The organism is Pseudomonas sp. 2822-17 (genome assembly GCF_002742485.1).
In the GTDB taxonomy this organism is placed as follows: domain Bacteria; phylum Pseudomonadota; class Gammaproteobacteria; order Pseudomonadales; family Pseudomonadaceae; genus Aquipseudomonas; species Aquipseudomonas cyclaminis.
The window spans coordinates 58,912-71,983 of record NZ_LJRZ01000740.1; the positions used below are offsets into that span (position 1 = coordinate 58,912).

Below are 13,072 nucleotides of genomic sequence, written 5' to 3' on the forward strand. Positions count from 1 at the left end.
ACGATCAAACAAATAGAACACAATGACATTTGTTTTTGTATGCAATATTTTCGCACAAAGTCTCCATACGTCGAAAAAGTCCGGTGAAAATGCCTTCCGACGAACGCCAAGGCCCAGGGAGAAAATCCATTGACCTCTGACGCTCGCCGTGAATACACTTTGACCGGACACCACTTGTATACAATTACAAAACGCAAGAGGCACCAAAACATGAGCAAAATGAGAGCAATCGAAGCCGCCGTCCTCGTCATGCGCCGTGAAGGCGTGGACACCGCCTTCGGCATCCCAGGCGCGGCGATCAACCCGCTGTACTCAGCCTTGCAGAAGGTGGGTGGCATCGATCACGTCCTTGCTCGCCACGTTGAAGGCGCCTCGCACATGGCCGAGGGTTACACCCGCACCAAGGCCGGCAATATCGGCGTGTGCATCGGCACTTCGGGCCCGGCGGGCACCGACATGGTCACCGGCCTTTACAGTGCCTCGGCCGACTCGATCCCGATCCTGTGCATCACCGGCCAAGCCCCGCGCGCACGGATGCACAAGGAAGACTTCCAGGCCGTGGACATCACCAGCATCGTCAAGCCGGTGACCAAGTGGGCAACCACCGTTCTGGAACCCGGCCAGGTGCCCTACGCGTTCCAGAAAGCCTTTTATGAAATGCGCTCCGGTCGCCCAGGCCCAGTGTTGATCGACCTGCCGTTCGACGTGCAGATGGCCGAGATCGAATTCGACATCGACGCCTACCAGCCGCTGCCCCTGACCAAGCCATTGGCGACACGCATCCAGGTCGAAAAAGCCCTGGCCCTGCTTGACGCCGCCGAACGCCCGCTGCTGGTCAGCGGCGGTGGTGTGATCAACGCCGACGCCAGCGAACTGCTGGTGGAATTCGCTGAACTCACCGGTATCCCGGTGATCCCGACCCTGATGGGCTGGGGCACCATCGCCGACGATCACCCGCTAATGGTGGGCATGGTTGGCCTGCAAACCTCCCACCGTTATGGCAACGCGACGATGCTCAAGTCGGACGTGGTGCTGGGCATCGGCAACCGTTGGGCCAACCGCCACACGGGTTCGGTGGAGGTCTACACCGAAGGCCGCAAGTTCATCCACGTGGACATCGAGCCGACCCAGATCGGCCGCGTGTTCACGCCGGACCTGGGCATCGTTTCCGACGCTGGTGCGGCACTGACGATGTTTATCGAAGTGGCCCGCGAGTGGAAAGCCGCCGGCAAGCTCAAGGACCGCAGCGCCTGGCTGCATGACTGCCAGCAGCGCAAAGCCACCCTGCACCGCAAGACTCACTTCGACAACGTGCCGGTCAAGCCACAGCGCGTGTACGAAGAGATGAACCAGGTGTTCGGCAAAGACACTTGCTACGTCAGCACCATCGGCCTGTCGCAGATTGCCGGTGCGCAGTTCCTGCATGTGTACAAGCCACGCCACTGGATCAACTGCGGCCAGGCCGGCCCGCTGGGCTGGACCATTCCGGCTGCACTGGGCGTGGTGAAGGCCGACCCGAGCCGCAAGGTGGTGGCGTTGTCCGGCGACTATGACTTCCAGTTCATGATCGAAGAACTGGCCGTGGGCGCGCAGTTCAAGCTGCCGTACATCCACGTGGTGGTGAACAATTCCTACCTGGGTTTGATCCGTCAGGCACAGCGCGGGTTTGAAATGGACTACTGCGTGCAGTTGTCTTTCGACAACCTCAACGCCCCGGAACTCAATGGCTATGGCGTCGACCACGTGGCCGTCGCCGAAGGCCTGGGTTGCAAGGCCCTGCGCGTATTCGAGCCAGGCCAGATCCAGCCCGCGCTGCGCAAGGCCCAGGAGATGATCGAAGAATTCAAGGTGCCGGTAATCGTCGAGATCATTCTGGAGCGCGTGACCAATATTTCCATGGGCACCGAGATCAACGCCGTCAACGAATTCGAAGACCTGGCCCTGGTCGGCAACGATGCGCCGACTGCCATTTCCCTGCTCGATTAAGGAGAACCCTATGCCGCGTTTTGCCGCCAACCTGTCCATGCTGTTTACCGAACAGGACTTTCTTGCCCGTTTCAAAGCGGCCGCCGAAGCCGGTTTCGAAGGAGTGGAATACCTGTTCCCGTATGAATTCAGCTCGGCTGAGATCAAGGCACACCTGGACGCCAACGGCCTGACCCAGGTGCTGTTCAACCTGCCGGCCGGTGACTGGGCCAAGGGCGAACGCGGCCTGGCGTGCCACCCGGACCGGGTCGAGGAGTTCCGCGCCGGGGTCAAGCTGGCCATCGCCTACGCCCAGGTGCTGGGCAATACCCAGATCAACTGCCTGGCAGGGATTCGTCCGGCCGGCGTGGATGATGAAACCCTGGAAAAGACCTTCGTCGCCAACCTCAAGTACGCCGCCGACAAGCTGCTGGCAGCGGGCATCAAGCTGGTGATGGAGATGATCAACACCCGCGACATCCCCGGCTTCTACCTGAACAACACGGCGCAGGCCCTGTCGATTCGCGAGCAGGTGGGCAGTGCCAACCTGTTCCTGCAATACGACATCTACCACATGCAAATCATGGAAGGCGACCTGGCCCGGACCATGACCACGCACCTGGATGCGATCAACCACATCCAACTGGCGGACAACCCTGGGCGCAATGAGCCGGGCACGGGCGAGATCAACTATCGCTTCCTGTTCGAGCATTTGGACCGCATCGGTTACCAGGGCTGGGTCGGCTGTGAGTACAAGCCGTTGACCACCACCGAAGCGGGTTTGGGTTGGCTCAAAACTCACAACGCGATCTAACAAACACCACCGAGTCAATGTGGGAGGGGGCTTGCCCCCGATAGCGGTGGGTCTGTCAGTCCTGTTTTATCTGACGCACCGTCATCGGGGGCAAGCCCCCTCCCACATAGGACCTGCTGTGTAATAACAAGAGGATTTCATCATGGCTAAAATCGGATTTATCGGCACCGGCATCATGGGCCACCCCATGGCCGCAAACCTGCAGAAAGCAGGTCACCAACTGTTCCTTTCCGAACACCACGGCAAGGCACCGGCTGAACTGATCAGCGCCGGCGCCGTGGCCTTGGCCAACCCGCAGCAAGTCGCCCAGGAAGCCGAGTTCATCATCGTCATGGTGCCCGACACCCCACAGGTCGAAGACGTGCTGTTCCGCGCCGACGGCGTCGCGGCTGGCCTCTCGCCGAACAAGGTGGTGATCGACATGAGTTCGATCTCGCCCACCGCCACCAAGGCATTCGCGGCGAAGATCAACGAGACCGGCGCGCAGTACCTCGACGCTCCGGTGTCCGGCGGTGAAGTCGGCGCCAAGGCCGGCACTCTGAGCATCATGGTCGGCGGCGAGTCGCAGACCTTCGAACGCGCCCTGCCGCTGTTCCAGAGCATGGGCAAGAACATCACGCTGGTCGGCGGCAATGGCGATGGCCAGACCGCCAAAGTGGCCAACCAGATCATCGTTGCGCTGAACATCCAGGCGGTGGCCGAAGCGCTGCTGTTCGCCTCGAAAAACGGCGCCGACCCGGCCAAGGTGCGTGAAGCGCTGATGGGCGGGTTTGCCTCCTCGAAGATCCTGGAAGTGCACGGCGAACGCATGATCAAGGGCACCTTCGATCCGGGTTTCCGCATCAACCTGCATCAGAAAGACCTGAACCTGGCCCTGGCCGGTGCCAAGGAGTTGGGGATCAACCTGCCGAACACCGCCGGCACCCAGCAGGTGTTCAGCACATGCACCGCGATTGGCGGCGGGAATTGGGACCACTCGGCGCTGATCAAGGGCCTGGAGCACATGGCGAATTTCTCGATTCGCGACAAGTAACTCCCCACAGATCTCACTCTGAAATGCAGTCAATGTGGAAGGGGGCCTGCCCCCTCCCACATTTGTTCCCATTCCAAGTCTGAAATTGCTGCATCTCTAAAAACAAGAATCCCCCCGGGAGCCCGCTTATGTCGGTCGATCCGCAACACCTGCTTCGCGAGCTATTTGCCACAGCCATCGACGCCGCCCATCCCCGGCTAGTCCTTGAACCTTATCTGCCCGCCGACCGCAGCGGCCGTGTGATCGTGATCGGCGCCGGCAAGGCCGCGGCGGCCATGGCGCTGGTCGTCGAAAACTGTTGGCAGGGCGAAGTCAGCGGCCTGGTGGTCACCCGCTACGGCCATGGCGCACCGTGCCAGAAAATCGAAGTGGTCGAAGCCGCTCACCCGGTGCCCGACGCCGCCGGCCTGGCCGTGGCCGAGCGCGTGCTGGCATTGATCAGCAACCTCGGCGAAGACGACCGTGTGATCTTCCTGCTTTCCGGCGGCGGCTCTGCCTTGCTGGCCCTGCCCGCCGAAGGCATCACCCTGGCCGACAAACAAACCATCAACAAGGCCCTGCTCAAGTCCGGCGCGACCATTGGCGAGATGAACTGCGTGCGCAAGCACCTCTCGGCGATCAAGGGCGGTCGGTTGGCCAAGGCCGTGTGGCCGGCGACGGTGTACACCTACGCCATCTCCGATGTGCCGGGCGACCAGGCCACGGTAATTGCCTCCGGCCCGACCGTCGGCGACCCGAGCACCTCGCAACAAGCCCTGGCGATCCTCAAGCGTTACGGGATCGACGCCCCAGCGTCCGTGCGCAGTTGGCTGCAAAACCCGGCCTCCGAAACCGTCAAGCCCGGCGACCCGATCCTCGCCCGCAGCCACTTCCAATTGATCGCCCGCCCCCAGCAATCCCTGGAAGCCGTGGCCGTGAAAGTACGCCAGGCCGGCTTCAGCCCGCTGATCCTCGGCGACCTGGAAGGCGAAGCGCGGGACGTGGCCAAAGTGCACGCGGGCATTGCCCGCCAGATCGTGCAGCACGGCCAGCCGTTGGCGGCGCCCTGCGTGATCCTGTCCGGCGGTGAAACCACCGTCACCGTGCGCGGCAATGGCCGTGGCGGGCGTAACGCGGAATTCCTGCTGAGCCTGACCGACAGCCTCAAGGGCCTGCCCGGCGTGTATGCCCTGGCGGGCGACACCGACGGCATCGACGGCTCGGAAGACAACGCCGGCGCAATCATGACGCCGTGCAGTTACCGCCGCGCCGAAGCCCTGGGCCTGAGTGCCAGTGATGAATTGGATAACAACAACGGCTACGGCTATTTCGCGGCGCTCGACGACTTGATCGTCACCGAGCCGACGCGCACCAACGTCAACGACTTCCGCGCCATTCTGATTCTTGAGACTGCCAAACATGACGCCTGACAAAAAAGTCAAAATCCTCGCCACCCTGGGCCCGGCCACCGACGGGATCGATGACATCCGTGAGTTGGTGGAGGCCGGGGTGAATATCTTCCGCCTCAACTTCAGCCACGGTGAGCACGCCGATCACGCCCAGCGCTACCAATGGATTCGCCAGGTGGAGCGCCAGCTCAACTACCCGTTGGGCATCCTGATGGACCTGCAAGGGCCGAAGCTGCGGGTCGGGCGGTTTGCCGAGGGCAAGGTGCAACTGGTGCGCGGCCAGGCACTGCGCCTGGACTTGGACGAGACTCCGGGCGACCAACGCCGGGTCAACCTGCCCCACCCGGAAATCATCGCAGCCCTGGAACCGGGCATGGACCTGCTGCTGGATGACGGCAAGCTGCGCCTGCGGGTGATCACCAAGCATGCCGATGCCATCGACACCACCGTGCTCAATGGCGGTGAGTTGTCCGATCGCAAAGGTGTGAACGTGCCCCAAGCGTTGCTGGAGCTGAGCCCACTGACCGCCAAGGACCGGCGTGACCTGAGCTTCGGCCTGGAACTGGGCGTGGACTGGGTGGCGCTGTCGTTCGTGCAACGCCCGGAAGATATCCGCGAAGCCCGTGAGCTGATCGGCGACAAGGCCTTTCTGATGGCCAAGATCGAGAAGCCCTCCGCCGTGCAGCGGCTGCGCGAAATCGCCGAGCTGAGCGACGCCATCATGGTGGCCCGGGGCGACCTGGGTGTGGAAGTGCCCGCCGAAAGCGTGCCGCAGATCCAGAAGGACATCATCAGCACCTGCCGCCAACTGGGTAAACCGGTGGTGGTGGCCACGCAGATGCTTGAATCCATGCGCTTCTCACCGGCACCGACCCGTGCCGAAGTCACCGACGTGGCCAACGCCGTGGCCGAAGGCGCGGATGCGGTGATGCTGTCAGCCGAAACTGCATCGGGCGAGTACCCGCTGGAAGCCGTGCAGATGATGAGCAAGATCATCCGCCAAGTGGAAAACGGCCCGGATTACCAGGCGCAGTTGGACGTCAGCCGGCCCAAAGCCGATGCCACCGTGTCGGACGCCATCAGCTGCGCGATCCGTCGTATCAGCAGCATCCTGCCGGTGGCGGTGCTGGTGAACTACAGCGAATCCGGCAGCTCCAGCCTGCGTGCGGCGCGGGAACGGCCAGTGGCGCCGATCCTCAACCTCACGCCGAACCTGTCCACGGCGCGACGGCTGAGCGTGGCGTGGGGCGTGCACTCGGTGGTCAACGATCGGCTGCGCCAGGTGGATGAGGTGTGTTCTACGGCGCTGGAGATTGCCCAGGCTCAGGGCATGGCGCAGCGTGGGGATACCTTGGTGATAACGGCGGGGGTGCCGTTTGGGCAGCCGGGGTCGACCAACTCGCTGCGTATCGAGATGTTGATTTAGCGCTTATGAAGGCCCCATCGGGGGCAAGCCCCCTCCCACATTGGACTGCATTCACACCTGTCGCTATGTGAACCCAATAAAGTGTGGGAGGGGGCTTGCCCCCGATGGGGACAACCCGGTCTCACTGAATAACCACCATGCACAACCAGACCTGCCCCGACTGGGCCGAAGCCCTGCTCAACGGCTTCAGCCAGATCTTCCTCCAACGCCAACCGCTGTGCGGCCTGCTGTGCCTGCTGGCCATCCTGATCGGCGCTCCGGCCTTGCTCGGCGGTGCGCTGCTGGGTGGCGTAGCCGGTTTGCTCACGGCCCAGCGCCGGGGTTATCCCAAGGCTGAACGCCAAGCCGGTTTGTATAGCTATAACGGCGTATTGCTGGGCCTGTTGATCAGCCAGCATTTCGCCTGGTCGGCCCTGTTGCCGCCGCTGATCCTGGCGTGTGGCGGCTTGAGTGCGATCCTCACGCGGCAATGGCTCAAGCGCGCGACGCAACCGGATGACTTGCCCGCCTACACCGCGCCGTTTGTGCTTCTGGGTTGGATGCTGCTGGGCACTGCGGCGCCAAATACTTTCGCCCTGGGCGAGCCCGATGCGCTGGCATTCCTCAGCGCCCCCTTCACTGGCCTGGCGCAAATCATGCTGCTGGACCAGCCCCTGGCCGGCGTGCTGATTGCCCTTGGCCTGTGGCTGGCCAACCGCCGCGCAGCCCTCTGGGCCTTGATCGGCGCCAGCGCCGGCGTGCTGATCGGCGTGCTGCTGGATGACAGCACCGGCGCCCTCCTCGGCCTGCACAGCTACAACCCAGCCCTCGCGGCCCTGGCCCTGAGCCCATTGCATCGCCAACCCTGGCTGCCGCTGCTCGGCATCCTACTGGCCAGCCTGCTCACGCCGGGCTTTGCCGCCCTGCACCTGCCCGCGCTCACTGCGCCGTTTATCCTCGCCTGCTGGCTGGTGCGCGCCGGTTGCCGCAGGCTTCAGAAACCGCGCATGGACAGCCCCTTCGAATCCCCCTAGGCTTGCTCGATCTTCGATTCGGGCGGGATTTATGGACAGCAACAACGACTGGCGCCAGCGGCTCTACGTCATGATTTTCCAGAGTGACACCCTGGCCGGGCGGCGCTTTGACGGCATCCTGCTACTGATCATCCTCGCCAGCCTGGTGATCGTGATGCTCGACAGCATCGACCAGGTACACCAGAACTACGCCGATATGCTGGCGTATATCGAGTGGGGCTTCACCGTCATCTTCCTGATCGAGTACGGCTTGCGCCTGTATTGCTCGCCCAAGCCCTTGCGCTATGCCTTCAGCTTTTACGGGCTGGTGGATCTGCTCGCCATTGTGCCCGGCATCCTGGCGCTGTATTACAGCGACGCGCAGTACCTGCTGATCATCCGCATCATCCGCATGTTGCGGATCTTCCGCGTGCTCAAGCTCAGTCCGTACCTCAAGCAGGCCAACTACCTGATGGCGGCGCTGCGCGGCAGCAAGCAGAAGATCGTGGTGTTCCTGGTGAGCGTGTGCACGCTGGTGACGGTGTTCGGCACCTTGATGTACGTGATCGAAGGCCCGGAACACGGGTTTACCAGCATTCCCAAGGGCATCTATTGGGCCATCGTGACGCTGACCACCGTGGGCTTTGGCGACATCGTGCCAAAGACGCCACTGGGCCAGGTGATTTCGTCACTGGTGATGATCACCGGTTACTCGATCATCGCCGTCCCCACCGGGATTTTCACCGCCGAGCTGGCCAGTGCCATGCGCGGTGAACAGCTGCAAACCGACTGCCCGGTGTGCAAGAAAAACAGCCACGAGCCCAACGCCGCGTTCTGTTCGCGTTGCGGCAGTAATCTTTTCAAGAAAGTGGAATAAGCAAAGTTCTTTTTAATCTTTAAGCGACTATGGCGCCCCGGCTATAGTCGCTGGCAAATGGCCTTACCCCTTCTTTCGAACAACAAGGAATGAGCAGTGAAAAAACTCGTTAGCGCCTCTCTCCTGGCCGCCGGCCTTGCCCTGGCGGGCGCCGTGCATGCCGCACCGGTCACACTGCTCAACGTCTCCTACGACGTCATGCGCGATTTCTACAAGGACTACAACGCCGCCTTCCAGAAACATTGGGACGCCGAGCACCCGAACGACAAATTGACCCTGCAAATGTCCTTCGGCGGTTCCAGCAAACAAGCCCGCTCGGTGATCGACGGCCTGCCGGCTGACGTGATCACCATGAACATGGCCACCGACATTAATGCCCTCGCCGACAACGGCAAACTGGTGCCGGACAACTGGGTCACGCGCTTGCCGAACAACAGCGCGCCGTTCACTTCCGCCACCGTGTTCATCGTGCGCAAAGGCAACCCCAAGGCCCTCAAGGATTGGCCGGATCTGCTCAAGGACGGCGTGCAAGTGATCGTGCCCAACCCGAAGACCTCGGGTAATGGCCGCTACACCTACCTGTCGGCCTGGGGTTATGTGCTCAAGAACGGCGGCGATGAAGAGAAAGCCAAGACCTTCGTCGGCAAGCTATTCAAGCAAGCGCCAGTGCTCGATACCGGTGGCCGCGCCGCCACCACCACGTTCATGACCAACCAGATTGGCGACGTGCTGGTGACCTTCGAGAACGAAGCTGAAATGATCGCCCGTGAATTTGGCCGTGATCAGTTCGAAGTCATCTACCCAAGCGTCTCCGCCGAAGCCGAGCCGCCAGTGTCGGTGGTTGACAAAGTGGTCGACAAGAAAGGCACCCGCGTGGCCGCCGAAGACTACTTGAAGTACCTGTGGTCACCTGAAGGCCAGGAAATTGCTGCCAACAACTACCTGCGCCCACGTGATCCGAAAGTGCTGGCCAAGTACACCGACCGCTTCCCGAAAGTCGACTTCCTGTCGGTGGAGAAGACCTTTGGTGACTGGCGCACGGTGCAGAAGACTCACTTCAATGATGGTGGGGTTTTTGACCAGATCTACTCCGGTCAGTAACTGAACAATGTGGGAGGGTCGGTACGACGATTCGACTTGCCCCCTCCCACATTTGTTTCTAGATGTATCATCAGCCAGCATAAGTGATATCACCCCAAGCGCCCTACCCGCGCTGACGCCTTGCCTTTACTCTCGCTCGCCATCTTCCTTCGCTTTTATGAGACAACCATGAATGCCACCCCCCACGCTGCAAGCACCATGACCCGCGGGATGGTGATGCTGTTTGCGTTCTGCTGTGGCGCCATCGTCGCCAACATTTACTACGCACAACCGATCATCGAACTGATCGCCCCGGACATCGGCCTTACGCCAGCCATGGCCAGCCTGATCGTGTCGCTGACGCAGATCGGTTATGCCTTGGGGCTGTTCTTCCTGGTGCCGTTGGGCGACCTGCTGGAAAACCGCAAGCTGATGATCCTCACCACCGTAGTGGCCATCGCCAGCCTGCTGGGCGCAGCGTTCACCGAACAGCCGAACCTGTTCCTGCTGGTGTCGCTGCTGATCGGTTTCAGTTCGGTGTCGGTGCAGATCCTGATCCCGCTGGCCGCGCACCTGGCGCCCGCTGAGTCCCGTGGCCGCGTGGTCGGCAGCATCATGGGCGGTTTGCTGCTGGGTATCCTGCTGGCACGGCCGGTGTCCAGCGTCGTGGCGGACCACTTCGGCTGGCGTGCGATGTTCATGGCCGCGGCGGGGTTGATGGCGTTTATCAGCGTGGTGTTGATGCTCACGATCCCCAAGCGCCAACCCGATCACAGCGCCAGTTACGGCCAATTGCTGGGCTCGCTGGGCACTTTGTTGCGGCGCCAGCCGGTGCTGCGCCAACGCGCGTTTTATCAAGGCTGCATGTTCGCCGCCTTCAGTCTGTTCTGGACCGCCGTGCCCCTGGAACTCGCACGTAATCATGGCCTGAGCCAGAGCGAAATCGCCCTGTTCGCCCTGGTCGGCGCACTGGGCGCCGTCGCCGCGCCCATCGCCGGGCGCCTGGCGGATGCCGGTCACACTCACCGCGCTTCGTTGCTGGCGATGCTGCTCGCGGTGTTGAGCTTCCTGCCTGCGTTTGTGCATCCGCTGTACAGCGTGATCGGCCTGGCGGTAACCGGTGTGGTCCTGGACTTCTGCGTACAGATGAACATGGTCCTCGGCCAACGCGCCGTCTACGCCCTCGACGCCCATAGCCGCAGCCGTTTGAACGCGCTGTATATGACCAGCATCTTCATCGGCGGCGCTTTCGGCTCGGCGATTGCCAGCAGCGTCTATGAGCACGGCGGTTGGCTGGGGGTGATACTGGTGGGGAGTGCATTCCCGCTGGTGGCGTTATTGCGTTTCGTCAGTGCCTCGCGCCAGACGTCGGTGGCCACCGCCTGAGGGGACGGCACACCGGGCGCCGATCAAGAACGCACTAGTTTTTCCAACGCGGCATCCGCCAGAAATGACGAGCGACTTTTGACTTTGTGCTCCCGCACGTAACGGTCGATGCGTTGAATGACATAACCGGGCAAGGTCACATTGACCTTCTCGGTCTTGCCCAGGTAGGGCGAGATGTCCAACTCCAGCATCCCCCAGCCCATCCCCGCGTAGTCCTCATGGGCGTGATGGGTCGCGACTGACGTTGGCATCGGAATCGTCGCACCCTGCGCGGCGATCTCCTGCAGCAGGATGTGCGCCACTTCCACGGCAGCGTTGTAAGCCTCTTCAAAACTGTCCCCGGCGGTGACAGCGCCTGGAATATCGGGGATCTGAATACCGGTGGCGGTAAAGTCATCGCCCCATTCGATACAGATTGGGTATTGCATGAATGCTCTCCTTAAAACTGAAACAACCCGGCGCGTTTTCTGATAAAAGCAACCCTAGAGTTATATTCACTCAAGCACAGAATGCGTCAGCCCGACTGACGGGTGTTTTACCGAATGTTGAGCGAGTGCCAGTAACCGAATGAGCCGGCGCTGGAACAGCATCAGGCGCAGACCGACTGCCCAAGGTCCAGGCAGCACAGCAAGCGGTCGACGGTATGCTCCAGGGGGCCGGAGTTATCCAGCACGAATAACCCCGAACTATTGCCGGCGATCAGCGCTTGGGTAAACCGCGCATTGCGCGCCAGGCGTTCCTCGATATCCGCCAGGGATTCACGGCCCCGCGCGATCAAGCGCTGGCGCAGCTCGGCTTGATCCACGGTCAACAGCAGCACCAGCAACTGCGGATAACGTGCGCGAGCCTGCGCCAAGTGCGCACGCGAGCCGTTGACCAGCACGTCCTCTCCCGACGCGAGCCAGGCGTCGATATCCTTGGGAATGCCGTAGGACAACCCATTGGCGTGCCAACTGAGGGCAAACGCGCCTTCGGCGTCCAGCGCGGCAAACTGCTCCGGGCTCACGCCCTGAGCCGCTTCGCCCACCGCTTCGGCCGAACGGGTGATGACCCTTCGCACAATGCGGCAGCCACGCTCGGTCAGGCGCGCACGGGCGGCATCCAGCAGGCTGTCTTTGCCTGAGCCCGATGGTCCGATGAGATAGATCAACCTGCCCGCCATCAAAACACCTTCTTTGCCTGTTGCCAGATTTGTTGCACTACCGGCTAGGCCGGATGGTAGCCACTGGAAAGTATATCCACTAATCCTTCCCATCAACGTGCCGCTTTCACCGGCTGCAAAGGTGAGAAACCGGACTTGGCCTACAGCAGCCGCAATGGCAGGTACTCATACTGCCGGCCGAGCGGCACGCAGCGGGGCTGCCCCGCCGGGTTTCCATCCCCCGGACGCCCCGTCTGCGTGCAGCTCGCCCTCTTGTATATCCGTAAAGCTCCCGCGTCACGGGCACAGTGTTCGCCCTTAGCATCAGGGCAAGCACCACTTCCACATTTGTTCGGTTGTGTTTGGAATAACGGATTTCAATTCAAAAAAAGGCGACCCCCACAGACTGTGTGAAAACCTAGCAATCTGCCGGCCGGTTAAACAAAATGCCCGTATCGCAAGATACGGGCATTTTGCTTATGCGCTATATCCAAGGTGATGGGCGCCCATCAGTTGATGGCATTGATGAGCTGAAAGGCCCTTTTTTCGTGCCGCCTGTTAGAAAAACCAATGCCCCGACAAGTCGGGGCATTGGTTTTTGACCTTGGCAGGCTGTGTTTTCACACAGTCTGCAACGCCTCCGGTATTCCTTTGAGGCCATCCGTGACGGCGATCAGAACATCTTCAACGCCACGAGTCTTGAGGTCGTTGAACACCTTCATCCACGCTCGACCAGGCGTGGGCGCGCGGCGTCCAGCAGGCTGTCCTTGCCCGAACCCGATGGCCCGATGAGATAGATCAACCTGCCCGCCATTCAAAACACCCTCTTCGCTTGTCTTCAGACCTGTAACGGCGCCTCGGTGTCAGTTGCCCACGCGTCGAGCGTCGTAGACGCTGGAAAGTATTTCCAGCCAACAGCCCCTTGCAGGCCGGCGCCGGCCACGTTACCCGAGTGTGACCCACCGCGCAC

The 13,072-nt window shown here is 61.6% G+C and carries 11 protein-coding genes and 2 pseudogenes; 9 read left to right on the forward strand and 4 right to left on the reverse strand.

The genetic code is table 11. From position 1 onward, the window contains the following. The first annotated feature begins 210 nt into the window (after positions 1–210). The 9 genes from gcl to AOA60_RS25915 all read left to right on the forward strand — a co-directional run bounded on the left by gcl (position 211) and on the right by AOA60_RS25915 (position 10,961). Positions 211–1,986, forward strand: a complete 1,776-nt coding sequence (gcl, locus tag AOA60_RS25875; protein WP_099586755.1) for a glyoxylate carboligase — start codon at positions 211–213, stop codon at positions 1,984–1,986. Between the two features lie 10 nt (positions 1,987–1,996). Beyond that, positions 1,997–2,779 carry a hydroxypyruvate isomerase gene (hyi, locus tag AOA60_RS25880; RefSeq protein WP_099586756.1) on the forward strand — a complete coding sequence of 261 codons (783 nt, stop codon included), beginning with the start codon at positions 1,997–1,999 and terminating at the stop codon, positions 2,777–2,779. A 142-nt stretch (positions 2,780–2,921) separates the two neighbouring features. Beyond that, complete coding sequence (locus AOA60_RS25885; RefSeq protein WP_099586757.1) at positions 2,922–3,812, forward strand: 2-hydroxy-3-oxopropionate reductase; 891 nt, start codon at positions 2,922–2,924, stop codon at positions 3,810–3,812. 128 nt (positions 3,813–3,940) lie between these two features. After that, a complete protein-coding gene (locus tag AOA60_RS25890) occupies positions 3,941–5,221 on the forward strand; it encodes a glycerate kinase (protein WP_099586758.1) in 1,281 nt (426 codons plus the stop codon). Next, positions 5,211–6,626 (forward strand): pyruvate kinase, encoded by a 1,416-nt coding sequence (gene pyk, locus AOA60_RS25895; RefSeq protein WP_099586759.1) that lies wholly within the window; start codon positions 5,211–5,213, stop codon positions 6,624–6,626. Before AOA60_RS25890 ends, pyk begins: the two co-directional genes overlap by 11 nt. A 137-nt stretch (positions 6,627–6,763) precedes the next feature. Beyond that, positions 6,764–7,639, forward strand: coding sequence for an urea transporter (locus AOA60_RS25900; protein ID WP_099586760.1), 876 nt, complete (start codon positions 6,764–6,766; stop codon positions 7,637–7,639). Between the two features lie 31 nt (positions 7,640–7,670). Then, positions 7,671–8,495, forward strand: coding sequence for an ion transporter (locus tag AOA60_RS25905; RefSeq protein WP_099586761.1), 825 nt, complete (start codon positions 7,671–7,673; stop codon positions 8,493–8,495). 96 nt (positions 8,496–8,591) lie between these two features. Further along, a complete protein-coding gene (locus AOA60_RS25910) occupies positions 8,592–9,596 on the forward strand; it encodes a sulfate ABC transporter substrate-binding protein (protein ID WP_099586762.1) in 1,005 nt (334 codons plus the stop codon). Positions 9,597–9,764: 168 nt separating this feature from the next. Continuing rightward, complete coding sequence (locus tag AOA60_RS25915) at positions 9,765–10,961, forward strand: MFS transporter (protein ID WP_099586763.1); 1,197 nt, start codon at positions 9,765–9,767, stop codon at positions 10,959–10,961. 23 nt (positions 10,962–10,984) lie between these two features. Here the strand turns inward: AOA60_RS25915 and AOA60_RS25920 are convergent, their stop codons facing one another. The 4 genes and pseudogenes from AOA60_RS25920 to AOA60_RS25930 form a co-directional block, all read right to left on the reverse strand. Then, positions 10,985–11,389, reverse strand: coding sequence for a type II toxin-antitoxin system HicB family antitoxin (locus AOA60_RS25920; protein WP_099586764.1), 405 nt, complete (start codon positions 11,387–11,389; stop codon positions 10,985–10,987). A gap of 161 nt (positions 11,390–11,550) precedes the next feature. After that, positions 11,551–12,123 (reverse strand): phosphonate metabolism protein/1,5-bisphosphokinase (PRPP-forming) PhnN, encoded by a 573-nt coding sequence (gene phnN, locus AOA60_RS25925; RefSeq protein ID WP_099586765.1) that lies wholly within the window; start codon positions 12,121–12,123, stop codon positions 11,551–11,553. Between the two features lie 611 nt (positions 12,124–12,734). Beyond that, positions 12,735–12,833: pseudogene (locus tag AOA60_RS32395) on the reverse strand (transposase); the annotation flags it as partial. Continuing rightward, positions 12,824–12,916, reverse strand: a pseudogene (locus tag AOA60_RS25930) (phosphonate metabolism protein/1,5-bisphosphokinase (PRPP-forming) PhnN); the annotation flags it as partial. The pseudogenes AOA60_RS32395 and AOA60_RS25930, both read right to left, overlap by 10 nt. Positions 12,917–13,072 lie beyond the last annotated feature (156 nt).

What these genes read in the sequence shown, in the direction of transcription:
- gcl (WP_099586755.1), top strand. Translation starts at nt 211, where the DNA reads ATGAGCAAAATGAGAGCAATCGAAGCCGCCGTCCTCGTCATGCGCCGT.
- hyi (WP_099586756.1), top strand. Translation starts at nt 1,997, where the DNA reads ATGCCGCGTTTTGCCGCCAACCTGTCCATGCTGTTTACCGAACAGGAC.
- AOA60_RS25885 (WP_099586757.1), top strand. Translation starts at nt 2,922, where the DNA reads ATGGCTAAAATCGGATTTATCGGCACCGGCATCATGGGCCACCCCATG.
- AOA60_RS25890 (WP_099586758.1), top strand. Translation starts at nt 3,941, where the DNA reads ATGTCGGTCGATCCGCAACACCTGCTTCGCGAGCTATTTGCCACAGCC.
- pyk (WP_099586759.1), top strand. Translation starts at nt 5,211, where the DNA reads ATGACGCCTGACAAAAAAGTCAAAATCCTCGCCACCCTGGGCCCGGCC.
- AOA60_RS25900 (WP_099586760.1), top strand. Translation starts at nt 6,764, where the DNA reads ATGCACAACCAGACCTGCCCCGACTGGGCCGAAGCCCTGCTCAACGGC.
- AOA60_RS25905 (WP_099586761.1), top strand. Translation starts at nt 7,671, where the DNA reads ATGGACAGCAACAACGACTGGCGCCAGCGGCTCTACGTCATGATTTTC.
- AOA60_RS25915 (WP_099586763.1), top strand. Translation starts at nt 9,765, where the DNA reads ATGAATGCCACCCCCCACGCTGCAAGCACCATGACCCGCGGGATGGTG.
- AOA60_RS25920 (WP_099586764.1), bottom strand. Translation starts at nt 11,389, where the DNA reads ATGCAATACCCAATCTGTATCGAATGGGGCGATGACTTTACCGCCACC.
- phnN (WP_099586765.1), bottom strand. Translation starts at nt 12,123, where the DNA reads ATGGCGGGCAGGTTGATCTATCTCATCGGACCATCGGGCTCAGGCAAA.